Raw genomic sequence first — 22,804 nt, forward strand, 5'->3', positions numbered from 1 at the left:
CATGATTAGAATAAACAAGAATGAAAGCCCTATTCCTGCATTAGATGATGCAACTTTAAAAAATATTATCGCCAAATCAAATTTTAATTTTTATCCTGATGAGGAATATGATGCCTTTATCAAGTCTTATGCAGACTACTATCAATTATTACCTAACCAAGTTTCTGCAGCGAATGGTTCAGATGAGTGGATTCAAAAATGCATGATTGCATTACCAGATGGACCAGTCCTAACGCTGAATCCAGATTTCTTCATGTATACAGCATATGCGCATCAAATTAATCGCCCTATCCATTATGTAGATGCAGAAGATGACTATACATTCTCGTTAGATAAAATTAAGCAATCAATCCAAAAATTAAAGCCAGCATTTTTCATTATGAGTGTGCCTCATAATCCATCAGGCATTCAATATCCTAAAGCATTTTTAGAGGAAATCGCGAATGAAATGCAAGCAATTGGTGGTTATTTTATTATTGATGAAGCTTATTTAGATTTCGGAGATGCATACGATATTGAATTACAAGACCATATCATTCAAATGCGTACGTTAAGTAAGGCATTTGCAATAGCTGGTTTAAGAGTCGGCATCGTCATTTCTACCGAGAAGACCATTCAAACTTTAAATCGTATCGCACATCCATATCCATTAAACACATTAACTTTAAATATTGCGACTGAAATTTTTAGTAACAAAGAAATTGTACATTCATTATTAACGCAACAAAGACAATTGAGTAGTCAGTTAAGAAATATTTTCGAACAACATGTGAGCGATATTATCCATGTGATACCTTCAAAAACAAATTTCGTATTAACTTATGGAGATTTAGCAGATTCATTAGGTCAGTATATTTATGACCATGGCTATTTACCAAGATTTTATGATGAACCAAACATGCAACAAACAGTTAGATACTCAATAGCTACAAAATCAGAATTAAATGAACTTGAAAAAATCGTTAAAGAATGGAGACAAGAATATGACTTATCAAAAAGAAAGATCAACTAAAGAAACAGATATCAAAATTCAACTACGATTAGATGGAGAGGATTCACACATTAATACTGGTGTTGGTTTCTTAGACCATATGTTGACGTTATTTAGTTTTCATAGTGGTATTGCATTAAATATAGAAGTTGTTGGAGATACACAAGTAGATGATCATCATACAGTTGAAGATATAGGTATTGTAATAGGCCAATTACTTCTTGAAGTCGTTAAAGATAAAAAATCATTTACAAGATATGGTTCATTCTATATACCAATGGATGAAACTTTAGCACGTGTTGTAACGGATATTAGTGGCAGACCATATTTATCATTTAATGCGACATTTTCTCGTGAAAAAGTTGGAACTTTTGATACAGAACTTGTAGAGGAATTCTTTAGAGCACTTGTGATTAATGCAAGATTAACGACACATATTGATTTAATTAGAGGTGGCAATACGCACCATGAAATCGAAGCGATTTTCAAAGCATTTGCTAGAAGTCTAAAAATCGCATTAACACAAGATGATTATGCTGGTATCCCTTCTTCTAAGGGTGTGATTGAATAATGATTGCAATCATTGATTACGGACTTGGCAATATTAAAAATATTGAACGTGCCCTCTTACATTTAGGATATGATGCCAAATTAACTTCAGATGAAGATACTATAAAAAATAGTACACATGTTATTCTTCCAGGTGTCGGGCACTTCAAAGATGCTATGACACAATTAACATCAAATGGTCTAGACAAAGTGATTAAAGATATTAAAGATACGCATAAAATCATTGGCATTTGTTTAGGTATGCAAGTGCTATTTGAATACAGCGCAGAAGGTTCAACAAAAGGATTAAATTTATTGCAAGGGAACGTTATACCTATAGAGAGTCCCTACCCTGTTCCACATTTAGGATGGAACAATTTACAAAGTGAACATCCTCTACTTGATGGTGATGTTTACTTTATACATTCTTATCATGTCTCTACTAATTTACCTATAGTTGCTACAGCAGATTATGGACAACCAATCACTGCAATCGTGCAACAAAAAAATATTATCGGTATACAATTCCACCCAGAAAAAAGCGGTGATTACGGACTCAAAATACTAGACCAAGCATTGAAAGAAGGTTTTTTAAATGATTGAAATTTGGCCAGCAATAGATTTAATAGACTCCACAAGCGTGAGATTAACTGAAGGTAAATATGATTCTAAAGAATCTATGCCTAGAACTGCAGAAGAAGCAATAGCTTTCTATTCAAAATTTAAACAAGTTTCTAGAATTCATGTTATCGATTTAATCGGCGCTAAAAATCAACAACCAACAGAAGCAGATTACATAGAACAACTCGTCAGCTTAACCCATTTACCAATTGAAGTTGGTGGTGGTATTCGAAGTGTTGAAACGATTGAATCATATTTAAATAAAGGTGTTGAGTACATTATCGTCGGCACTAAAGGTATACAAGACTTAGACTGGTTAAAAGAAGTAACGCATACATTTCCAAATAAAATATATTTATCTGTCGATGCGTATGTTGAAAAAATCAAATTAAACGGTTGGCTTGATGATGCCGGAATAAACCTATTTGATTTCATTGAAAAAATTAACACTTTCCCTCTCGGCGGAATTATCTATACAGATATTTCAAAAGACGGTAAATTATCTGGGCCAAACTTTGAATTAACAGGCAAATTAGTCCAATCAACATTTATTCCTGTTATTGCTTCAGGTGGTATAAGAAATAAAGATGACATTGAGCAACTGGATGCATTAAATGTGCACGCTGCTATTGTTGGAAAAGCAGCAAATACGGATGCATTTTGGGAGGGTATTGAATGATCAAAAAAAGAATCATCCCATGCTTAGATGTTAAAGATGGACGTGTCGTTAAAGGCATAAAGTTTAAAGGTTTGAGAGATATTGGACATCCAGTTGAATTAGCTGAATATTATAATCAAGAAGCGGCAGATGAGCTTGTGTTCTTAGATATTTCTAAGACAGAAAATGGACATCAAATGATGTTAGATATCATATCAGAAACAGCTTCAAAATTATTCATTCCACTTACAATTGGTGGTGGTATTAGTACACTTGAAGATATTTCGGTATTACTTAATCATGGTGCTGATAAAATTTCTTTAAACTCAAGTGCTTTGCGTAACCCAGCATTTATTCGTGAAGCGAGTGATAAGTTCGGAAAACAATGTATCTGTATCGCAGTTGATGCTAAATGGGAAGAAGAACATCAAGATTGGTACTGTTATACACATGGTGGTAAACAGCGTACAGATAAACGTGTGTTAGATTGGGTTCAAGAAGTTGAAAATCTCGGCGCTGGTGAATTATTAATTACAAGTATGGATTATGATGGCGTTAAACAAGGATTTGATCATCGTTTATTAACTGAAATTAATCAACTGGTGACTTTACCTGTAATAGCATCAGGTGGTGGCGGTAATAGCCAGCATTTTGTTGATTTATTTAAACAAACTGATGTATCTGCAGGTCTCGCTGCAAGTATTTTTCACGATAAAGAAACAACAATACAAGCAGTCAAAACACATTTATCTAATGAAGGAGTGAATGTACGATGAGTGAATTTGCACCTGATTTTTCTAAAGGTCTTGTACCAGCAATTTTACAACATTACCAAACTGGACAAGTATTAATGTTAGGTTATATGAATGAAGAAGCTTATAACTTAACCATTCAAGAGAAAGTCTGTTGGTTTTATTCAAGAAGTAAAGATCGTCTATGGAAAAAAGGCGAATCATCCAATCATATCCAACATGTTATCGATATACAATTAGATTGTGACCAAGATACAATTTTACTACAAGTCAAACCTGATGGCCCTACTTGCCATACTGGATCTGTTAGTTGCTTTAATACTGAAGAACCTTACACGCTCGAATCATTAGAAACGACTATTCAAGAAAGTGTTGATTCTAATAACCCAAAATCATATACCAATTATTTACTTAATAAAGGTATAGATAAAATTTCTAAAAAATATGGAGAAGAATCATTTGAAGTTGTTATCGCAGCTATGAAAGATGATAAATTAGAACTCACAAATGAAGTGGCTGATGTACTTTATCATTTGTTTGTATTGCTTCATGATAGAGGTGTTAAATTTGAAGATGTCATATCAGTATTGAAAGAACGTCATAAAAAGTCAGGTAATTTTAAAGGTGAACGACAAGATATCAATAATTGGTAAATTGTCATAATTCATATATTGTCAAAAAATAGCATTCGCTTATACTAGTACATAGAGGTGTATTTATGTTACGAGATAAAGCGACTGCTTTTATTAATGATATGTATAAAGAATTAGAAATATCAGAATTACAAATGAATAAAAGAATACAAGAAATAGAACATGAAATTTCTCAAACTGGTACTTATACCCACACAACTGAAGAATTAGAATATGGTGCGAAAGTAGCTTGGAGAAATTCAAATAGATGTATTGGTAGACTTTTTTGGGATAAATTGACGGTAAGAGATTTAAGACATATTCAAGATGAACAAGCATTTATTACTTCAATTGAAAGTCACATTAAAGGCGCTACAAATGATGGAAAAATCAAACCCATGATCAGCATATATAACAACCAAATAGAAATTATGAATGAACAGTTGATTAGATATGCAGGATACGAAGATAAAGGTGACCCTAAATCTATCGAAATGACGAAATTAGCACACCATTTAAATTGGCAAAGTCAACATACTGATTTTGATGTACTTCCATTAATGTATCGAATTAATCAACAAAGCCTAAAAATTCATCAATACCCACAAGAACTCATTAAAGAAATTAACATTAACCATAAACAGTATCCTAAATTAGCTTCACTACAACTTAAATGGTATGCAGTACCTATCATTTCAAATATGGATTTAGAAATTGGTGGTATATATTATCATACTGCCCCATTTAACGGATGGTACATGGAAACTGAAATAGGCGTTAGAAATTTTACAGACGAATATCGCTATAACAAATTAAAAGATATTGCAGAAGCATTTGATTTTGATACGACGACAACATCAAGTTACTGGAGAGATAGAGCTTTAGTAGAGTTTAATTATGCTATTTATCATTCGTATAAAGAAGCTGGTGTTGCAATTGTTGATCATTATAATGCCTCTAAACAATTTAAGAAATTTGAAGAGAATGAATGTAAAGCTAATAGAAAAGTGACCGGAAAATGGAGTTGGCTTGCACCTCCTCTTTCACCTTCACTTGTACATAATTATCATAAAGGCTATGATAATGAGGTGAGAAGTCCAAACTTTTTATATAGACAAAATCAACAAGGTTGTCCAATGCATTAGAAAGGAAGTCATTTATGAAGTTATATTATTTAGGACCATTAGGTACATTTTCACATATTGCAGCACTTAAATATAAGCCAGATGAAATCACTGAATATATTCCTAAGGCAAATTTATACGAAGTGGTTAAAGCAATTGAAGCTGACCCAGAAAACATCGCAATAGCCCCAATTGAAAATTCTATCGAAGGTACAATCAACATCATTGCCGATTCATTAACTGAACAGAAAATCCACGTTATAGACGAATTACATCTAGATATATCATTTTCTCTTTATGTTCAAAAAGGCGCAAAATTAGAAGATATTAAAGAAGTTGTTTCTATTGCCCCAGCAATCAATCAAACATCTAAATTTATTAAAAATCAAAATTTTGCATACAGATATTCTGACAGTACCGTTCAAAGTTTAGATGAAATAGATGCACATACTGGCGCAATTGCACCAATTGGTTTAGAAAAATCTAATGACGATGTTGAAGCATTATATGAACACATTGAAGACTATCCACATAATACAACAAGATTTTTAATTTTATCAGCACAAGAAAAACATGTTGAAAAAGCAACAGATAGTATTTTGTTAATTACACCTGACCAAGATAAACCAGGCTTATTAGCAAGTATATTAAATACATTTGCTTTATTTAATATCAATTTATCATGGATTGAATCTCGACCACTCAAGACACAACTCGGCATGTATCATTTCTTTGTTCAAGCAGATTGTAGCGCTGAAGATGTAGAAATGAAGAAAGTAATCACAATCCTAAAAACATTAGACTTTAATGTAAAAGTGCTAGGCAATTTTGATAAACGAATTACATAAATTAACGCCTCTGGGAATTATAATCCCAGAAGCGTTTTATTTTTGATTTCTATGTCCTGATTCATATTTTTGTATCCATTCATCTACAGTGACTTTTTCACTTAACTCGCCTATTAAAGTAAAGGGTATGTTTTTATTGTTTGTAAATCTAATACAACTTTTCCCCATATTTAATTTAGTTGGTACTTGTTCTCTGTATCTATTCTCAAACCATTCTTTCAATTCATTCATCCCATATAACCCCATATGATATAAGGCAATATGATTTTTTTGAGCACCAAGACTAATGAATGGAAGTGGTTCATCTGCTCTATTTAAATAACCTTTTGGATATTTATCTAAAGGTACTACAAATGTCGGCATACCGTATTGCATGACTAGTTCATAGCCAGGTGGTAAATGCGTTTTGATTGTATTTAGCAAATGAATATATGTTTCTTTTTTCTTTTCATCAATTTGTTCAATATAACGGTCTATGCTATTCATCATATCCTCCATTTTAATTATATATGAATAAGGTTCTCAACTTGATCTTGTTTGATATTGCTTAAATTACGGTTGTTGTATAAATAAATATCTGTCGTCTTAATGAATTTAATATTATTTGAATATTCTCCTTCAAAATGATTATTATAAATATAAATATCTTTATTCATAACGTCTTCATAACTTTTAATTAAAATACTTGGTTTACTTTTAATATCTTTAAATGTATTATCACCTATCAATATAGTTGACCCTGCTTGTCCGCCTCTATTTAATTTATGGATATCTAATGAATATTTACCTGTTGGTACAGCTAAATATCGAATACCGCCCTCACAATTTATAAATTGATTGTGTGTAACGGATGAATCTTTCGCTTTTAATAAAGTAACTGCGAAATCCCCTAATCCTTCAAAAGTATTATGTTGAATATTTATATTCTCATAAAACACATCATACATACTTGCATGAGATCCAACTGCTCTATTCCAAGGTAAAATGTTTGGATCACCTGAATTTCCGAAATAACAGTTTTCAATCAGTGCATTTTTAGTTATCGTACCATCTGTTGCCCCAAATTTAGGAAATGCTCCTTCAGTTTGAATATCTATTTGAACTGCTTCACTAAATAATCTCGTTCCACTATCGTCACGGAAACCAAGAAACTTACATTCATTTACATAAAATCCGTCTAAGCCACATGCATCAATCGCATGCCCACCTACAACATTCTTAAATGTCACATTATGTATTTGAATATTGCGTGCATGACCAATAGACATGATCGTGTTATTTGTATTATTTGTATGTCCATACGCATCAAATGTCCCACCGATAATATTGATATTACCGTGCCCATCGTAGCCATAGTATTTTTTCAATCTATGTCCGTTTTTCAGCATAGCTGTAGGCGATTTTCTGATTAATACAGCTTCATCATGTAAAATAAGCGTTGTATGTTCATATATCACTAATTCATAAATAATATGATAAACACCTTTAGGTATATAAACTGTTACTGATCCCTTCTTAGCTTGTAATAAAGCCAATTGAATACCAATTGTATCTGTTAATCCACAACCACCTTTAGCACCATAACGATTTACATTAACAATATGCTTCATACTTCATAACCACCTTAATATAGCGTATACTTGCATGTATATTTATATTACACTGAAAACATTTTATAAACAATTAGGGGGAATATAATTGAAGAAAGCACTCATTATCGTTGATTATTCAAATGATTTCGTTGCGTCAGATGGTAAGTTAACATGCGGAGAACCTGGTCAAGAAATTGAACAAAATATTCACCATAAAATCGAAACATACAACTTGAATGAAGATTTAATTTTTTATTTAATGGACTATCACCATGAGAATGATCCATATCATCCTGAAACAAAATTATTTCCACCTCATAATATCGTAGGTACAGAAGGTAGAAATTTATATAACTCATTAAAGCCTCAATACGATTCAATCAAACATTCTAATCACGTATTTTGGATAGATAAGACAAGATATAGTGCATTTTTCGGTACAAATCTTGATAGTTTATTAAGAGAACGACATATTGATACTGTTGAAATTGTCGGCGTTTGTACAGATATCTGTGTGTTACATACTGCTGTCGATGCTTACAATTTAAATTATCAAATTATTATACCTAAGAATTGTGTCGCTTCTTTTAATCAAGCTGGACACGATTGGGCGCTTACACATTTTGAAAATAGTATAGGCGCAGTTGTAGAATAGACAATGTGTTCATGTTAAAATAAAGTGACAGAATATTCAAAGCAAAAGGAGAAATTACATTGGTAAACACATTTATATTTGGACATAAGAATCCTGACACAGATACAATTGCTTCAGCATTAGTAATGGAAGATTTACAAAAAGAACTTGGAAATGACGTTCAAGCTGCAAGACTTGGAGACGTTTCTGATGAAACACAATTTGCGTTGGATTATTTCAAAGTTCAAGCACCTGCATTATTAGAAACACCTTTAAAAGACAAAAACGTTATTTTAGTCGATCACAATGAATTCCAACAAAGTGCAGATGATATTACAGATGCTACAATTACAATAGTTGTTGATCACCACCGTATCAGCAATTTTGAAACAGCAGCTCCATTATATTACAGAGCTGAACCAGTTGGTTGTACGACTACAATCCTTAAAAAAATGTATGAAGAAAATGGTATTGAAATTAAACCTGAAATTGCTGGTCTTATGATTTCAGCTATTATCTCTGATACATTACTATTTAAATCACCAACATGCACAGAACAAGATAAACAAGCTTGTGAAGCATTAGCTAAAATTGCCAATGTTGATTTAAATGAATATGGTTTAGAAATGTTAAAAGCAGGAGCTTCAGTAAAAGGTAAATCACCAGAATTCCTTTTAAATATGGATGCTAAATCATTCAACATGGGTGATAAAGTTGTACGTATTGCACAAGTTAATACTGTTGATGTAAACGAAGTTCTTGAAATTCAAGAAGACGTTGAAAATGAAATCAACGCAATTATTGCTAAAGAACAATATGACTTATTTGTATTTGTTATTACAGATATCTTAAACAGTGACTCAACTGCTATTGCTTTAGGTAAAGAACAACAAGTCGTAACAAAAGCGTTCAACACTGAATTAAATGGAAATGTCGCTGTATTACCTGGCATTGTTTCTCGTAAGAAACAAGTCGTTCCACCAATTGATGAATTATTAGGGAAATAATTTATAAGGAGTGTGCTTTAAATGGAAATCAAACAAGGTACAAACAAATTTTATGTAGGCAATTCTGAGAATGATTTTGAAGCGGAAATCACGTATCAAGACTTAGATGGCAAGACACTTGTAGTCGATCATACTTTTGTAGATCCTTCACTACGAGGACAAGGTATTGCTAGAAAATTGGTTGATGTTGTTATTGAAAAAGCAAGATCTGAAGAGAAAGTAATTGATCCAGTTTGTCCGTACGTTAAAGATGTTATGACTAAAGATGAAAGCACACATGATGTATTAAAAAAATAATCAAAAAGTCCTGACGAAATGATATCATTTCGTCAGGACTTTTTATATTTCTGTACTTTCTAATAACCGTTTAAGCAATGATTTATATTGAGGCTTTGCCTTTTCTTCTGTGCACGTATTCATAGGTGGATATTTTAAATCTTGAGCATCTTTATATGTTACTTCATCAATATAATTTGATGCTTTTTCGTAATCATAACAACTCGGAAATGCATACTTATGATTAAAGTGATCAACGACCACTCTTGATGTGGAAGATGGATTTTGTTTAAATGGTATAAATACCACGACGAGTAGTAAAACGATAATAATCACAGCTGTAATGATGAAGTACTTTTTAGACATTAAATTGAACTCCAATTTGATGTCTAATTTCATCTAATACTTTAATCGTTTCTAATGATCTTTGATGTGTATTAATAGATGATTCTACCTTATGATTCTGTACACAATTAATAAATTCAATTATTTCATCTTTCATCGTTAACGGTGAATCATTATTATATTCTTTCTGTAATACCCCTTCTCTATTAAATACTTTAATATTTGAAGGAGCACTTATTTTATCAATTAATACATAACCATTTTCCCCTACTATTTCTGAAGGACTGGGGCGGTCACATATTTTTGAATAACTAATCGTTGCTTGGAAAGTATGATAATCCAATATTGCATTACCTTGTCCATCGGCTCCAGTATCTAATTTAAAACCATTTGCTTTAATATTTTGTGGCATACCAAACAAATGTATCATCGGAGCTACTGCATAAACACCTAAGTCCATTAAAGCGCCGTTCCCTAACTCAGGTTTAAAAGCATTTTCTATGATACCTTTTTTATAGTTATCATATCTTGAAGAATATTGGTGATAATGAAAATCAGCATATCTAATTTCACCAATATCAATAAGATCATTTGTAAATTCTACAAATGGCGGTAATAATGTTGATTTCATCGCTTCCATAACAGTGACATTATATTCATAAGCAAGTTTAGATAATGCTTCATATTGTTCTTGAACAATTGTCGCTGGTTTTTCGATCAAGACATGTTTTTTATTTTTAATCGCTAATTCTGCTTGTTCAAAATGAAACGCATTAGGTGATGCGATATATACCGCTTCAAAATTAGGTGATTGACAAAATAACTCTAAATCTGTGAACGTTTCAGTAAGTTGATGCTTCTCCTTATAATAGTCTGCTCTTTCTTCAGTTCGTGAATAGACAGCATAAGGTTCAAACGATTCAACTTCTAAACCATTCTCTATAAATTTATCACTTATCCAGTTGGTACCTATAAATCCAAATCTCATATTATTTCACCTTTTCGTTATTTTTTTAAAATAAAAATTTCATAAATAAACACTTCGCTTTTAATTATAACTATTGTTAAAATATAAACAATAGAAGTATAAAGGAGACATCCATATTGACTATCGCGACTCAATTCGAAAACTTACAATCACTTTTTGATAGTGATGTAACAAAAGATATTAAATTCAGAAAAAAACAGTTAAGAGCACTAAGAAAATCTATTAAAACAAATGAAAGTGCCTTAATTTCAGCATTGCAACAAGATTTAGGCAAAAATTCTGTTGAATCTTATGCTACTGAAATTGGTTACATTTACAAAAGTATCTCTTTCATGCTAAAAGAAGTCAAGAGTTTAGCAAGTAAAAGAAACGTGAATACACCTGTATTTTTATTTCCAGGTAAAAGTTACACAATTAACGAACCATATGGCACAGTCTTAATCATCGGTCCGTTCAATTATCCGTTTCAACTTGTTATAGAACCTTTAATTGGTGCTATTGCTGCTGGAAATTGTGCTGTTATCAAACCTTCAGAACTTACACCAAATGTTAGTATTGTATTAGAAAAGATTATACAAGAAGCATTTAATCCTTCATATGTATCTTGTATAACTGGCGACCAAACTGTAACTGAAGAACTGTTAACTTACCCATTCGACTTTATATTCTTTACTGGCTCTACTAAAGTTGGACAAATTGTGTACGAACAAGCTAGTAAACAACTTATTCCGGTAGCACTTGAATTAGGTGGAAAGAGTCCAGCAATTGTTGATAAGACTGCAAATATTAAAGTAGCAGCAGAAAGAATAGCATTTGGTAAATTTATTAATGCCGGTCAAACATGTGTCGCGCCAGATTATGTCATCATCGACGCATCGATTAAACAACAATTCATTAAAGCGATTCAAACAACTATTCGAGAGTTTTATACGTCAACAGCACAAAATAGTGAAGATTATGGCCGTATCGTAAATGAACGTCATACAAATCGATTAGTGAATTTACTTAATCAAACTAATGGAGACATTGTCTACGGAGGTAGCTCGGACAGAGATAACCGATATATAGAACCGACTATTGTCGATAATGTTAAATTTGATGATATTCTAATGGAAGACGAAATTTTTGGTCCAATATTACCTATTATGACGTATGAAGCATTCGGTGATGCCATTCAATTTATAAAAAATAAACCAAAGCCACTATCACTATATTTATTTAGTGAAGACGAAAATCATACTGATGAAGTCGTAAGAAGAATATCATTCGGTGGCGGTTGTATCAATGATACACTTTTACATTTAGGTAACCATAACTTACCATTTGGTGGTGTCGGTCATTCAGGAATTGGTAAATATCATGGCAAAGCTTCATTTGAACTCTTTAGCAATGAAAAGAGCATCATGTTTAAAACAACTAAACTAGAAACTGGCGTCCTTTTCCCACCTTATAAAGGAAAAGCTAAATACGTTAGAGCCATGTTTAAAAAGTAATACAGAAGTGTTACTGAGAGCCACACAATTAATTTTAAGCATACAAAATAAGCATATGGTATAGACATTCATTTACGTCTTAACCACATGCTTATTTTATTTATACTGACTTTCAATGAGTTGCTGCTTTTTATTAAATAAAGTTGGATATGACAAGAAGCCTAATATCACACTCGCCATTGTAGCACTTGTTAATAACATAAATACGATTAATATTTGAAAGAGTACCGCTTCAATTGGATCTGCCCCACCAATGATTTGACCACTCATCATACCTGGTAATTGCACAAGGCCAATTGTCTTTTGTTGTTCTATAGTTGGTATAACACTAGACTGTATAGAAGTGATCAGTTGCTTATGTATTGCTTGTTTAGGTGTACCTCCCAAACATAGAACAAGCTCTATCACATTTTCATTTTGTTTAACTTCTGACATAAATCTATTTAAGAACAAGATACTTAATACCATCGCATTACCAACAATCATGCCACTTATTGGTATGATGTATTGTGCTGTTGGTGGCGTAATTTTAAACCCTAATAAGATACCTTGTGTAATGACTTCTATTGCTACAAAAGCCAGTAATAATTTCCATGTGATGCCTGGTATTTCCAAACCTTTTTTTCGCGCATTTTGTGTTGCCGCACCTATTATAAGCATGACCATTAAAATGATAAAAATATGGCTTTCTTGATCAAATATAAATTGTAAAATATACCCTACTATTAACAGTTGAACAAATGATCGAATAGCTGCAATTAAAGTATCTTTCTCTAATCCTAGATTAAAACTTTTCGAAATTACTATTGGAATAATAATAAAAACAAACATTAACACGATTGATGTTATACTCATATTAATTTTTCTCCTATAAAGCTTCTGACGTTTGGTTGTTCTGAATTTTTAACATTTTCAACTGTATCAGCTAGTTCAACTTCTCCATTGATCATAACCCATATGTAATCGCTCATTCTAAAGGCTTGGTTAATATCATGTGTAATCCATATCATCGTAACTTCGTGTTCTTTAATAATTTTTTGCAATAGTTGTTCAATTGCACGTTTAGAGTTTCTATCTAATGCCGATGTCACTTCATCTAGCAATATCACTTTAGGTTTATTAACAAGTGATCGGGCTAGAGATAACTTTTGTTTTTCTCCACCTGATAATTCTTTACTATTTTTATTCAAAAAAGTTTCTGGTAAATCGACTATTTTCAAATAATATTTAGCTTCTTCATCTGTCATTTTTTTATTTTGTAGTATTAATGGCAGTTCTAAATTATCTTTTACAGTTCCTTTAATCATCGTTGCTTCTTGAGAAACTAACTGAACTTTTCTTCTAAGTTCCATTGGATTATATGTTTCAATAGATTGTTGATCAATGAATATTTCGCCACTTGTACTAGACTTTAATAAATTAATTAAAGAGAGCAGTGTTGATTTTCCTGCACCTGATGGCCCGATTATAGAAGTAATTTTACCTTTATAAATGGCACCTGTAACACCTTTTAAAATTAGTGACCGTTCTATTTCATATTCTACATTTTTAAATTGGACTGCTACACTACTTTCCAAATAAATCATCTCCATGCCTTAACCATTTTCTGTCTTATAATTGATTTTATACTTTTTCTACAAATGTTCAATATGACATTTGTAAGATAATAAGAGACTGGAATATCATATAATATCCCAGTCTCTAACTACATCTACCTAATATAAATCTGTTCTTAAACTATTGAAAATAGGAATGGCTTCACGAATTTTTTCTTGCGAATCAAAGTCTATATCAACGATTAATGTATCTTCTTCATAGTATAAACTATCAATTAATGTGCCATCTGGTGCATATGCTAAACTGTGCCCACCAAACTCATTTTCATCACAAGTACCCACACTATTACAAGCAATAATATACACTTGGTTCTCAATTGCTCTAGCACGTAATAATACTTTCCAATGATCAATTCTTAATTTCGGCCATTGTGCCGGAACAAAAATTACTTTTGCATCTTCTAAAGCTAATGAACGCGTTAATTCTGGGAATCTTAAATCATAACAAATAATCGTTCCCATCTCTATTTCATCTAACTCATATACAGTTGATTTCTTACTTCCTGAAGTTAAGAAATGATGCTCATTAAACATTGGCACGAGATGTGCTTTGTCGTAAGTATTAATACACTTTCCTTCGTTATTGACGACAATTGTTCGATTATAAATTTCATTTCCCTTTTTATATGCAATTGAACCAGCCACAATATGTTTATGGATTTCTTTTGCTTTTCGCTCTATGAAAGGTAAAATTCTTTGACCGTCTTCATCAGCAAGTTCAGTTAACTCATTTAATCGATAAGAAGTGTTCCACATTTCAGGTAACACTGCTATGTCAATTTCATCATCTAATTCATCTAACCATTGATTAATTTTTTCGATATTTTTTTCTGGTTCTCCAGGTATTACATGCATCTGATATAGTGCTATTTTCAACGTTCATCACCTACCATTATATAAATTGAACACAAACGCCTTCTGCAGCTTTTTGTTCGTTCTCTATTTCTGTCAGCTTACCAGTTTCTTTATTTCGACTAAATAATACCAAATTATATGAATGTTCATGTGCAACAACTATAAATGAATCACTTGGCGTAATATTTAAATCTCTTGGCCACGTTCCACCACTCGTTACAATTTCAACCAATTCAACATTTGCACCATCACCTAATATTTTATAAACAGCTATACTATTATGTCCTCTATTAGAAACATAAATAAACTGTCCATCATGACTTAATCTAACAGCAGCAACTTGTGAGTTTAAATCAAAGTCCTCTGGAATCGTTAATAGTGCTGGACTGATTGTTGCAAATACACCATTTTTATATGATAACACTTGAATCGTATTGCTTAGTTCATTCACTAAGTATGCGTAAACACCACTTGGATGGAATGCAATATGTCTTGGACCGCTTCCAGCTTGAACTTCTAATGTTTCATATAATTCCAATCCTTCATCAGAGAATTTAAATGTTCTAATCACGTCTGCACCTAAATCAACTGTAACGATATAATCTAAATCTGGTGTCTGTTCTGCAAAGTGTATATGGCTACCTTCTTGTCTTGCTTCATTTGGTCCATGACCTTCACCTTTATACACATCTATTAACTCAATAATTTCGCCATTTTCAGCGTTTAATTTATAAAGTCTTACATAACCACTTCCATATACAGCTTCAAATAAATATTGACCATCTTCAGAAACTGAAATATAACAACCCGTTCCTTCTTGTGAAGCTAAGCAATCATTTATATATGTTAAGCTACCATCTGCATTGATATTAAAACTTGCAACACCACAATCATCGCCATCTCTTTTAATCGCATATAAAAATTGACCATGTTGTGTTAAATATGTAGATGCTTCAACTTCGTAACCAACTTCAACCTTCTCGATTGTTTGATCATTCTCATCAACATCAAAACGATAAATCCCTTTACCATCTTTCTTAGTATAACTACCAATATAACCTTTTGTTTTCATAAAATTAAATTCCTCCCTAATTTGTTCTTTAATATCATTCTACATGAAAACGCTCAATAACTATAATAAAAACGCATACCCAATGGTACACGTTAAAATATTTATTATATGAATAACCACGTATCAAACACAGCAGATATTTAAGTAAACAACCCATTAAAAAGTTCCACTAACCAATTAAAAATACTACAAATAGCATTGACGATATCGCCTGCCATAAAGGATCCTCCTTTATATTTAAACTTTTTAATTTATCATAAAAAATTAAATATTCACTAAATATATTATAGTATTTCAATAATAGAATTTTATATTTTCCCTAAGTCGTTAATTTAAGTTCTTAACTGCATTAAAATTATGTTAAAATACAAATATATTATAAATTCAAACAGTTAGGCATTGAAATAATACAGTTAGGCAAAAGAAGTAAAATGTAAATCAATATGTTCTATAATCATAATGAAGGAGGGGCGCTATGTATCAACCTGTCCAAACACAAATAGATAAAATTGCTGCAAGTCTTCAAAATTCAAATAATCTAGATCATGTTAGTTATTTAAAGGTAAAGTATGGACTAGAAGTATTTGTAGGGAATATGATGAAGACCATAGTTATATACGGCGCTGCCCTTCTATGCCATATATTTTTATACACACTTATTGTACATCTTAGTTATTTTGCCATTCGATATTTCGCGTTTGGCGCGCACGCTAAGTCCACTTTTCTATGTACGATACAAAGCCTAATCATGTTTGTCGTTGTACCACTCATAATCATAAATACCAACATACCCTACTGGCCATTCTTAGCCATAGCGTTAGTCGGTTATCTTATCATTATAAAGTACGCACCAATGCAAACAAAGAAACACCCAATATTAGGCAAATGGAAAAAAGGACTTAAACTAAGATCAATCCTAGCAGCAACAATTTTGATAGTATTAACTTTATTCCTTAAAGAACCCTATCAACAATTAATATGTTTAGGATTAATCTTTGAAGCAGTATCACTATTACCTATATTTTACAAAGAGGAGGAAACATTATCATGAATTTATTATCTAGCCTATTTTCAAAATCAGTATCAAATATCCTTTCAGCAATCGGTGAAAAAGCGGTAATTAGAGGTTGTATGGCATTTTTAGATGAAACAGAAGTACCAGCAGAATTATTAAAAGAAAAACAATAAGATTGTTTTAGGGAAGTGTAAGGGTATATGGAATCATTTACAAATATAGAATCTTTACCATTTGGCATATTACAAATTTTATTATTTACGATTTTATTAGCTATAACTCAAAATTATCGTTATAGCAAAAGGGATTATGTTATTCTTTCAACGGGATACATGATCCCTTCTCTTGCTTTTTATTATATTTTTGGAATGAGTGCAATCGTATATGTTTGTCTATTCTATTTTATCTTTTTCTATAAAAAATTTAGATTACTAGGTATTATAAATACGCTTATTGTTGTTTTAATCTCAGTAGTTTCAGATTATATGTCTGTTTTTATAACCAAATACTTAATTGATAGTTTAAATAACGTACCTCACTTTTTCATGTATTATATGATATTTCATAGTACATTCACGATTATAATAGCATTCTTAATAAGACGATTAATGAATCGATTAAAAATTAGTTATTTATATAATAATAGAGTATATTTATTATTGATTGCTGCTTTTCTTGCTATATCATTCATGGTGTTCTACGTGTACATGCCAAAGTCTTACAATACTGAAAAAGAGTTTGAATTCCAAACTTTATTTTATGTGATCTATGTATGTGTTGCTGCTATTTTTATTATTTTAATTTCTTTCACAGTTATTAGAGAGATGGCATTGCAACGTACGAAGAAAGAAATCAATCAGTATTATAAGTATACTTTGCAGATTGAGCAGATTAATAATGAGATGCGTAAGTTTCGTCATGATTATGTAAATATTTTAGCGACTTTATCTGAATATATTAGAGAAGATGATATGGACGGTTTGAGAACATACTTTGACCAAAATATTGCACATCTTCATGATGATATGAAATTAAATGCGATAAAAATTAATGGTCTTCAAAATTTACATGTTAGAGAAATTAAGGGATTATTAACAACGAAAATTATTCAATCTCAGGAACAGAATATCAATATTAGTGTTGAGATTACTGAACAGATTGATCATATAAATATGAACATTGTTGAATTAAGTAGATGTATCGGCATCATTATGGATAATGCAATTGAGGCTTCTGAGTTTGTTGATAATCCAACGATTCAAATTGCATTTATTAAAAATGAGAAATCGATTTTACTTGTATTCATGAATAAATGTTCAAAAGATACGCCTAAGGTACATAAACTATTTGAAAATCATTATTCTACTAAAGGTCGTAAGCGTGGTATTGGGTTAACTACGTTGAAAGAAATCACTGAGAAAACAGACCATGTTTTCTTAGATACTTTTATTAATAATCAATACTTTATTCAAAAGCTTGAAATTTTAAATGATAGCAATGAGGAAGTGATTCAATGAAAATCATCATTTGTGAAGATGACCCCAAACAATTAGAGCGCATGCAGACGATTATCAATAATTATATTATGATTGAAGAAAAAGAAATGTCTATTGAACTTGCAACACGAGATCCATATGAGTTGTTGGATCACGTTAAATCTTCAAATGATATAGGTTGTTACTTTTTAGATATTCAATTAGACGCTGATATTAATGGTATTACATTGGCAAGTGAGATACGTAAGTATGACCCTATTGGTAATATTGTTTTTGTCACAAGTCACAGTGAACTGACTTATTTAACATTTGTTTATAAAGTTGCTGCAATGGATTTTATTTTTAAGGATGATCCAGATCAACTGAAGACAAGAGTGTTAGATTGTTTAGACACTGCATACATAAGATTAGGTATGCTTTCAAAAAATACAAACGTTGAAAAGATAGAATTAACGAGAGGTAGCAATTCTGTCTATGTTCAGTATGATGATGTTATGTTCTTTGAGTCATCATCAAAATCACATCGACTAATAGCACATCTAGACAATAGACAAATTGAGTTCTATGGAAGTTTAAAAGATTTATCTAATTTAGATGACCGCTTCTTTAGATGCCATAACAGTTATGTCATTAATCGTAATAACGTTGATACCATTAACACGAAAGATCGGGCAGTATATTTTAGTAATGGTGAGCATTGTTATGCATCTGTACGAAATATTAAAAAAATATAAACAAAACAGCGTACATGATTTATTTCAAATGTACGCTGTTTTTTATTCATTATTCACATTTTATTCGTGGTTTATAGCATTTCTAAATGATTCAATATCTTCTATGTAATATTTTACTTCGCCGCATTGTAAACATACTGCTGCTTTTGGTATTGCAATCGCTTTGTTTAAAATATCTTCATTTTCTTCTTTTATTAATCTAACATCAACTAGAGTACCTGGAACATTCGTACGAAGATCATCTACCATTTCTTGATTACAACTTGCACATTTCATATAAGACATCCCCTTTTAGATTATGCTCGTTCTGATTATATTTTACTCTTTTATTTTATCACTTGCAAAAAGATTCAAGCACCCATTCTCAAAAATTTTGAATGATATATATATAGGAAGATTTTAGTTGTGTTAAAAATTTTATATAAAATACATAAAATAATAGTGGAATATCTATAGTGTTTATGGCATAATGATATCAGATGATCATCTAATTATTTAAGAGATGAAAGGAGGTCAATATGAAACCTTTCCCAATCTTTTTATTTAGTATTGTATGTATGGTCGCTACATCATTCAATACGTCACGAACTGCACACGCTAATAATGATATGACACCTATTGGCTTTCAATTTTATGCTTCTGATAATACCCCGATATCAAATGAAACTTTCCAATTACATTTAGACCAAGAAGTTAAATCTTTAACAACTAAATCTGATGGTTTAGCATTTATAGAAATTCCTAATAAGAATATTAAGCCTCACTACACTTTAACCACTTCAAATAATCAAATTTTTACTGTTGAACCTAACAAGTTATATAGATTGACTTCTTCTAGCAATAACCAAAGCAATATAACGAATACAAATAATCAATCCATTTCAATTAATGTACTTTCAAAAACCTATCACCCTTTAAATAATGTGGAAGTTAAACTCATTGCAGATAAGCAAGAACTTTCTGGCATAACAGATCAAAACGGTAATACTACAATCAATATACCCACTACATTTCTTAAGTCTACTAAATTTAATGTGAAGATTAACGGCATAGATAGCCATTCAACGATTACACTAGGAGAGGATAAATATTATACATTTAATTCTGACGATAAGACTACTTTAACTTTTGAGCAAAATACAAATCAACATACTCAAATAGATCAAGTTCAACAAAGTCAAAGTCAAATTACAGATAATCCGAATTCTAATCAAATTCCAAGTCAAAATCAGACATACCAAATCTCAGTCATTAAAGACTCTTTAATTCCAAACCCTAATAAACTTACTAACGATTACACTAATAAAGAAAAAAAGACCAAATCAGAAACATCAAAGCTTCCTGAAACTGGTCAAAGTTCAAAACATTACTTAAATTATTTAATAAGTGCATTACTCATATGTATTGCATCAATTCTATTTTTTATATTCAAAAAGAAGCGGTCTAAACAATAGCATTGTATTTTGAAATGATTTTACCGTCTTCAATTATAATTGGTTTACCGAGATGGTTAATACTATTAATATGTTCGAAGTACTTTTCACCTACGATTTGAAACATCAATTGGGACAACAACGCATTTGAACAATATGTTCGATTAGCATCCCAACTTTCAAATCTATATAATCTTTTTAACAAATTGCAGAAGCCTATATGAGATCCTAATATTATCCACGCATCTGGTTCATACTTCATAAATTTATCCACATACTTTTTAGAAGAACCAACATGATTCTTCCAAATGACGATATTAACATATACTTCAGATTTTTTTCGTTCGTACCACATATACTCTATGATAGCTTTTAAATGAATTGCTGTATTAATCATCTCTTTTTCATTACTCGTTCCAATTGTAATCGATTTTAAAAATGGTTGGTCATATTCAATGCTTTCAAGTATGGCATATAATTCATCTTTGCTCGGTACTTTGAGATTATGAGATAAAGCTTTTAATTGATGACACTTGTCATTTTCTAGTCTTGGGGATATTAAAACATTACGCTCATATCGCAAATATAAACCCTCCTAATTTTTAAATATAAAAAAGGGAGCAATCACAGAAATATTGTGATTGCTCCTTTATTTTAATTATTAGATTCGATTTCAGATACAATTTCTTTTGTTTTTTGTTCTAATTCTTCAAAGTCTTTTTTAAATACAAATGCTAAGACAGCAATACCTGCCCCAACAGCAACTGTTGTTATAGCAATTAAGATGAAAAAGAATTTGAATATCCCTTTAATACAATCCATTGAAGTCACCTCATTCATCATTTTCTACCTCTTTCATCATAACATAATATTTAAAATACATAAAAGATATTATCCTTTTCTAAGTGAGATATTATCGATATATAGATATTTTAGTATAATTTCACTTCATATATGTATCATTTCATCATTAATATGCAAAATAAATAATTAAATCAAATAAAGTATTGAAAAAATTTTGTATTATTGTTAATATTCTGATTATTATTTAATTGGAAGGTGTATATATGAGTAATATTAAGAAATTCAGTCAGTTTATCAATAAAACATTTGTATTTTGGATGCTTTTGGCAGCAGTGTTAGGCTTTAGCTTCCCAAATATCATTGCTCAAATAGCACCTTACATTCCTTATTTATTAGGAATTGTAATGTTTGGAATGGGCATGACTATTTCTACAAATGATTTTAAAGAAGTATTTAAATCTCCTAAAAGTGTGTTAATTGGTGTTATTCTTCAATATACTGTAATGCCTGTTACTGCATATTTAATCGCTAAAGGTCTTAATTTAAGTCCTGACGTAGCATTAGGTGTTATCTTAGTAGGTTGTTGTCCTGGTGGAACTGCATCAAATGTTATTAGCTATCTAGCTAAAGCAAATACTGCGTTATCCGTTTCTATCACAACTGTGTCTACATTATTAGCACCTATTGTTACACCTAGTTTAATTTATTTATTCGCAAGAGAATGGTTACAAGTATCATTTGCATCTATGTTTATATCAGTAGTTCAAGTTGTATTGATCCCAATTATATTAGGTTTTATCGTCCAAAGATTCTTTAAACCAGTAGCTGAAAAATCTATTGATATTTTACCTATTATTTCGGTAGTATCTATTTCACTTATTCTTGCAAGCGTAGTTGCAGGTAATAAATCACAAATCATTGAAACTGGTCTAATTATGTTTGGCGTTGTGTTATTGCATAATGTCTGTGGTTTAACAATCGGATACCTATTAGCGAAATTATTCAAACTTAACCGACCAGATAAACGTGCCATTTCAATAGAGGTTGGTATGCAAAATTCTGGACTTGCTGTGTCACTAGCAACAGCACATTTCAATCCCTTATCCGCTGTTCCAGGTGCAATATTCAGCTTTATCCACTTAATCACTGGACCTACAATTGCTATTATATGGTCTAACCAAACTAAAAAGACTAACAAAGCGCAGTCTTATACAACATCAACAGATCAAATATAAATATTAAGGAGCAAGAGACATTAAATTGTCTCTT

29 protein-coding genes are annotated in these 22,804 nt (G+C 31.2%); 18 read left to right on the forward strand and 11 right to left on the reverse strand.

Annotated elements, in window-relative coordinates; translation table 11 throughout:
* Position 1 precedes the first annotated feature (1 nt).
* The 8 genes from ACJTHF_RS12735 (at position 2) to ACJTHF_RS12770 (ending at position 6,175) form a co-directional block, all read left to right on the forward strand.
* Entirely contained in the window at positions 2–1,012 is a 1,011-nt protein-coding gene (locus ACJTHF_RS12735; RefSeq protein ID WP_106417508.1) for a pyridoxal phosphate-dependent aminotransferase, read from the forward strand.
* A complete protein-coding gene (gene hisB, locus ACJTHF_RS12740; RefSeq protein ID WP_058591863.1) occupies positions 984–1,562 on the forward strand; it encodes an imidazoleglycerol-phosphate dehydratase HisB in 579 nt (192 codons plus the stop codon). Before ACJTHF_RS12735 ends, hisB begins: the two co-directional genes overlap by 29 nt.
* On the forward strand, positions 1,562–2,143 hold the full coding sequence (gene hisH, locus ACJTHF_RS12745; protein WP_106417507.1) for an imidazole glycerol phosphate synthase subunit HisH: 582 nt from the start codon (positions 1,562–1,564) through the stop codon (positions 2,141–2,143). The genes hisB and hisH overlap by 1 nt, the downstream gene beginning before the upstream one ends.
* Positions 2,136–2,840 (forward strand): 1-(5-phosphoribosyl)-5-((5-phosphoribosylamino)methylideneamino)imidazole-4-carboxamide isomerase, encoded by a 705-nt coding sequence (hisA, locus tag ACJTHF_RS12750; protein ID WP_058591861.1) that lies wholly within the window; start codon positions 2,136–2,138, stop codon positions 2,838–2,840. The genes hisH and hisA overlap by 8 nt, the downstream gene beginning before the upstream one ends.
* Positions 2,837–3,595, forward strand: a complete 759-nt coding sequence (hisF, locus tag ACJTHF_RS12755) for an imidazole glycerol phosphate synthase subunit HisF (protein ID WP_048540644.1) — start codon at positions 2,837–2,839, stop codon at positions 3,593–3,595. Before hisA ends, hisF begins: the two co-directional genes overlap by 4 nt.
* Positions 3,592–4,224, forward strand: coding sequence for a bifunctional phosphoribosyl-AMP cyclohydrolase/phosphoribosyl-ATP diphosphatase HisIE (hisIE, locus tag ACJTHF_RS12760; RefSeq protein ID WP_048540643.1), 633 nt, complete (start codon positions 3,592–3,594; stop codon positions 4,222–4,224). Before hisF ends, hisIE begins: the two co-directional genes overlap by 4 nt.
* A gap of 65 nt (positions 4,225–4,289) precedes the next feature.
* On the forward strand, positions 4,290–5,348 hold the full coding sequence (locus ACJTHF_RS12765; RefSeq protein ID WP_153654370.1) for a nitric oxide synthase oxygenase: 1,059 nt from the start codon (positions 4,290–4,292) through the stop codon (positions 5,346–5,348).
* Between the two features lie 14 nt (positions 5,349–5,362).
* Positions 5,363–6,175 (forward strand): prephenate dehydratase, encoded by an 813-nt coding sequence (locus ACJTHF_RS12770; RefSeq protein WP_153654372.1) that lies wholly within the window; start codon positions 5,363–5,365, stop codon positions 6,173–6,175.
* A gap of 36 nt (positions 6,176–6,211) precedes the next feature.
* On the opposite strand, the gene ACJTHF_RS12775 is transcribed toward ACJTHF_RS12770, so the two are convergent.
* Both ACJTHF_RS12775 and ACJTHF_RS12780 read right to left on the reverse strand, forming a co-directional pair.
* A complete protein-coding gene (locus ACJTHF_RS12775; protein ID WP_088592246.1) occupies positions 6,212–6,661 on the reverse strand; it encodes a DUF1801 domain-containing protein in 450 nt (149 codons plus the stop codon).
* Between the two features lie 17 nt (positions 6,662–6,678).
* Complete coding sequence (locus ACJTHF_RS12780) at positions 6,679–7,785, reverse strand: glycosyl hydrolase family 28-related protein (RefSeq protein ID WP_232157303.1); 1,107 nt, start codon at positions 7,783–7,785, stop codon at positions 6,679–6,681.
* A gap of 88 nt (positions 7,786–7,873) precedes the next feature.
* Here ACJTHF_RS12780 and ACJTHF_RS12785 point away from each other — a divergent pair, with 88 nt between their 5' ends.
* Genes ACJTHF_RS12785 through ACJTHF_RS12795 form a run of 3 tightly spaced genes read left to right on the forward strand, consistent with a single transcriptional unit; the run spans position 7,874 to position 9,705 of the window.
* Positions 7,874–8,422 (forward strand): cysteine hydrolase family protein, encoded by a 549-nt coding sequence (locus ACJTHF_RS12785; RefSeq protein WP_058591855.1) that lies wholly within the window; start codon positions 7,874–7,876, stop codon positions 8,420–8,422.
* A 59-nt stretch (positions 8,423–8,481) separates the two neighbouring features.
* On the forward strand, positions 8,482–9,408 hold the full coding sequence (locus ACJTHF_RS12790) for a manganese-dependent inorganic pyrophosphatase (RefSeq protein WP_153654374.1): 927 nt from the start codon (positions 8,482–8,484) through the stop codon (positions 9,406–9,408).
* Between the two features lie 21 nt (positions 9,409–9,429).
* A complete protein-coding gene (locus tag ACJTHF_RS12795) occupies positions 9,430–9,705 on the forward strand; it encodes a GNAT family N-acetyltransferase (RefSeq protein WP_025905106.1) in 276 nt (91 codons plus the stop codon).
* 42 nt (positions 9,706–9,747) lie between these two features.
* On the opposite strand, the gene ACJTHF_RS12800 is transcribed toward ACJTHF_RS12795, so the two are convergent.
* Together ACJTHF_RS12800 and ACJTHF_RS12805 are read right to left on the reverse strand one after the other, a co-directional pair.
* Positions 9,748–10,050: a hypothetical protein gene (locus ACJTHF_RS12800; protein ID WP_058591852.1), complete on the reverse strand. Its 303-nt coding sequence runs from the start codon at positions 10,048–10,050 to the stop codon at positions 9,748–9,750.
* Complete coding sequence (locus ACJTHF_RS12805) at positions 10,043–11,017, reverse strand: Gfo/Idh/MocA family protein (RefSeq protein ID WP_058591851.1); 975 nt, start codon at positions 11,015–11,017, stop codon at positions 10,043–10,045. Before ACJTHF_RS12805 ends, ACJTHF_RS12800 begins: the two co-directional genes overlap by 8 nt.
* Before the next feature lie 113 nt (positions 11,018–11,130).
* Between ACJTHF_RS12805 and ACJTHF_RS12810 the strand changes: the two genes are divergently transcribed.
* Positions 11,131–12,510: an aldehyde dehydrogenase gene (locus tag ACJTHF_RS12810; RefSeq protein WP_058591850.1), complete on the forward strand. Its 1,380-nt coding sequence runs from the start codon at positions 11,131–11,133 to the stop codon at positions 12,508–12,510.
* A gap of 96 nt (positions 12,511–12,606) precedes the next feature.
* Here ACJTHF_RS12810 and ACJTHF_RS12815 read toward each other — a convergent pair whose 3' ends face one another.
* The 4 genes from ACJTHF_RS12815 to ACJTHF_RS12830 all read right to left on the reverse strand — a co-directional run bounded on the left by ACJTHF_RS12815 (position 12,607) and on the right by ACJTHF_RS12830 (position 16,053).
* Positions 12,607–13,365, reverse strand: a complete 759-nt coding sequence (locus ACJTHF_RS12815; protein WP_078354807.1) for an ABC transporter permease — start codon at positions 13,363–13,365, stop codon at positions 12,607–12,609.
* Positions 13,362–14,102: an ATP-binding cassette domain-containing protein gene (locus ACJTHF_RS12820; protein WP_243561582.1), complete on the reverse strand. Its 741-nt coding sequence runs from the start codon at positions 14,100–14,102 to the stop codon at positions 13,362–13,364. Before ACJTHF_RS12820 ends, ACJTHF_RS12815 begins: the two co-directional genes overlap by 4 nt.
* Before the next feature lie 123 nt (positions 14,103–14,225).
* Positions 14,226–15,002 (reverse strand): carbon-nitrogen family hydrolase, encoded by a 777-nt coding sequence (locus ACJTHF_RS12825; protein ID WP_058591849.1) that lies wholly within the window; start codon positions 15,000–15,002, stop codon positions 14,226–14,228.
* Between the two features lie 16 nt (positions 15,003–15,018).
* A complete protein-coding gene (locus ACJTHF_RS12830; RefSeq protein ID WP_078354809.1) occupies positions 15,019–16,053 on the reverse strand; it encodes a lactonase family protein in 1,035 nt (344 codons plus the stop codon).
* A 475-nt stretch (positions 16,054–16,528) separates the two neighbouring features.
* On the opposite strand from ACJTHF_RS12830, the gene ACJTHF_RS12835 reads away from it, so the two are divergent.
* From ACJTHF_RS12835 to agrA, 4 genes are read left to right on the forward strand one after another with little or no spacing between them, the layout of a single operon-like run.
* A complete protein-coding gene (locus ACJTHF_RS12835; RefSeq protein ID WP_232157305.1) occupies positions 16,529–17,104 on the forward strand; it encodes an accessory gene regulator AgrB in 576 nt (191 codons plus the stop codon).
* Positions 17,101–17,241, forward strand: a complete 141-nt coding sequence (gene agrD, locus ACJTHF_RS12840; RefSeq protein WP_078099959.1) for a cyclic lactone autoinducer peptide AgrD — start codon at positions 17,101–17,103, stop codon at positions 17,239–17,241. Before ACJTHF_RS12835 ends, agrD begins: the two co-directional genes overlap by 4 nt.
* A gap of 27 nt (positions 17,242–17,268) precedes the next feature.
* On the forward strand, positions 17,269–18,585 hold the full coding sequence (gene agrC / locus ACJTHF_RS12845) for a quorum-sensing sensor histidine kinase AgrC (protein ID WP_058591847.1): 1,317 nt from the start codon (positions 17,269–17,271) through the stop codon (positions 18,583–18,585).
* Positions 18,582–19,298 carry a quorum-sensing response regulator AgrA gene (gene agrA, locus ACJTHF_RS12850; RefSeq protein ID WP_048540627.1) on the forward strand — a complete coding sequence of 239 codons (717 nt, stop codon included), beginning with the start codon at positions 18,582–18,584 and terminating at the stop codon, positions 19,296–19,298. Before agrC ends, agrA begins: the two co-directional genes overlap by 4 nt.
* A 60-nt stretch (positions 19,299–19,358) precedes the next feature.
* Here the strand turns inward: agrA and ACJTHF_RS12855 are convergent, their stop codons facing one another.
* Positions 19,359–19,574 carry a hypothetical protein gene (locus ACJTHF_RS12855; protein ID WP_049320428.1) on the reverse strand — a complete coding sequence of 72 codons (216 nt, stop codon included), beginning with the start codon at positions 19,572–19,574 and terminating at the stop codon, positions 19,359–19,361.
* Positions 19,575–19,816: 242 nt separating this feature from the next.
* On the opposite strand from ACJTHF_RS12855, the gene ACJTHF_RS12860 reads away from it, so the two are divergent.
* The gene (locus tag ACJTHF_RS12860; RefSeq protein WP_232157307.1) at positions 19,817–20,752 is read left to right on the forward strand and encodes an LPXTG cell wall anchor domain-containing protein; all 936 of its coding nucleotides are present in this window, start codon (positions 19,817–19,819) and stop codon (positions 20,750–20,752) included.
* Here the strand turns inward: ACJTHF_RS12860 and ACJTHF_RS12865 are convergent.
* Positions 20,742–21,314: a hypothetical protein gene (locus tag ACJTHF_RS12865; RefSeq protein WP_106417975.1), complete on the reverse strand. Its 573-nt coding sequence runs from the start codon at positions 21,312–21,314 to the stop codon at positions 20,742–20,744. The two genes, ACJTHF_RS12860 and ACJTHF_RS12865, sit on opposite strands and share 11 nt — an antisense overlap.
* Before the next feature lie 71 nt (positions 21,315–21,385).
* The gene (locus ACJTHF_RS12870; protein WP_049320466.1) at positions 21,386–21,553 is read right to left on the reverse strand and encodes a hypothetical protein; all 168 of its coding nucleotides are present in this window, start codon (positions 21,551–21,553) and stop codon (positions 21,386–21,388) included.
* Positions 21,554–21,798: 245 nt separating this feature from the next.
* Between ACJTHF_RS12870 and ACJTHF_RS12875 the strand changes: the two genes are divergently transcribed.
* Complete coding sequence (locus tag ACJTHF_RS12875) at positions 21,799–22,770, forward strand: bile acid:sodium symporter family protein (RefSeq protein WP_058591845.1); 972 nt, start codon at positions 21,799–21,801, stop codon at positions 22,768–22,770.
* Positions 22,771–22,804 lie beyond the last annotated feature (34 nt).

The sequence above is a fragment of the Mammaliicoccus sp. RAM2 genome, assembly GCF_045897195.1.
Classification (GTDB): Bacteria; Bacillota; Bacilli; order Staphylococcales; family Staphylococcaceae; genus Mammaliicoccus; species Mammaliicoccus sciuri.

Coding starts and splice junctions, on each gene's coding strand:
- ACJTHF_RS12780 (WP_232157303.1), bottom strand. CDS start 7,785: ATGAAGCATATTGTTAATGTAAATCGTTATGGTGCTAAAGGTGGTTGT.
- ACJTHF_RS12835 (WP_232157305.1), top strand. CDS start 16,529: ATGTATCAACCTGTCCAAACACAAATAGATAAAATTGCTGCAAGTCTT.
- hisH (WP_106417507.1), top strand. CDS start 1,562: ATGATTGCAATCATTGATTACGGACTTGGCAATATTAAAAATATTGAA.
- hisB (WP_058591863.1), top strand. CDS start 984: ATGACTTATCAAAAAGAAAGATCAACTAAAGAAACAGATATCAAAATT.
- ACJTHF_RS12815 (WP_078354807.1), bottom strand. CDS start 13,365: ATGAGTATAACATCAATCGTGTTAATGTTTGTTTTTATTATTATTCCA.
- ACJTHF_RS12805 (WP_058591851.1), bottom strand. CDS start 11,017: ATGAGATTTGGATTTATAGGTACCAACTGGATAAGTGATAAATTTATA.
- ACJTHF_RS12830 (WP_078354809.1), bottom strand. CDS start 16,053: ATGAAAACAAAAGGTTATATTGGTAGTTATACTAAGAAAGATGGTAAA.
- hisA (WP_058591861.1), top strand. CDS start 2,136: ATGATTGAAATTTGGCCAGCAATAGATTTAATAGACTCCACAAGCGTG.
- ACJTHF_RS12875 (WP_058591845.1), top strand. CDS start 21,799: ATGAGTAATATTAAGAAATTCAGTCAGTTTATCAATAAAACATTTGTA.
- ACJTHF_RS12860 (WP_232157307.1), top strand. CDS start 19,817: ATGAAACCTTTCCCAATCTTTTTATTTAGTATTGTATGTATGGTCGCT.
- agrA (WP_048540627.1), top strand. CDS start 18,582: ATGAAAATCATCATTTGTGAAGATGACCCCAAACAATTAGAGCGCATG.
- hisF (WP_048540644.1), top strand. CDS start 2,837: ATGATCAAAAAAAGAATCATCCCATGCTTAGATGTTAAAGATGGACGT.
- ACJTHF_RS12870 (WP_049320466.1), bottom strand. CDS start 21,553: ATGGATTGTATTAAAGGGATATTCAAATTCTTTTTCATCTTAATTGCT.
- ACJTHF_RS12735 (WP_106417508.1), top strand. CDS start 2: ATGATTAGAATAAACAAGAATGAAAGCCCTATTCCTGCATTAGATGAT.
- ACJTHF_RS12820 (WP_243561582.1), bottom strand. CDS start 14,102: ATGGAGATGATTTATTTGGAAAGTAGTGTAGCAGTCCAATTTAAAAAT.
- ACJTHF_RS12795 (WP_025905106.1), top strand. CDS start 9,430: ATGGAAATCAAACAAGGTACAAACAAATTTTATGTAGGCAATTCTGAG.
- agrD (WP_078099959.1), top strand. CDS start 17,101: ATGAATTTATTATCTAGCCTATTTTCAAAATCAGTATCAAATATCCTT.
- ACJTHF_RS12770 (WP_153654372.1), top strand. CDS start 5,363: ATGAAGTTATATTATTTAGGACCATTAGGTACATTTTCACATATTGCA.
- agrC (WP_058591847.1), top strand. CDS start 17,269: ATGGAATCATTTACAAATATAGAATCTTTACCATTTGGCATATTACAA.
- ACJTHF_RS12800 (WP_058591852.1), bottom strand. CDS start 10,050: ATGTCTAAAAAGTACTTCATCATTACAGCTGTGATTATTATCGTTTTA.
- ACJTHF_RS12775 (WP_088592246.1), bottom strand. CDS start 6,661: ATGAATAGCATAGACCGTTATATTGAACAAATTGATGAAAAGAAAAAA.
- hisIE (WP_048540643.1), top strand. CDS start 3,592: ATGAGTGAATTTGCACCTGATTTTTCTAAAGGTCTTGTACCAGCAATT.
- ACJTHF_RS12765 (WP_153654370.1), top strand. CDS start 4,290: ATGTTACGAGATAAAGCGACTGCTTTTATTAATGATATGTATAAAGAA.
- ACJTHF_RS12855 (WP_049320428.1), bottom strand. CDS start 19,574: ATGAAATGTGCAAGTTGTAATCAAGAAATGGTAGATGATCTTCGTACG.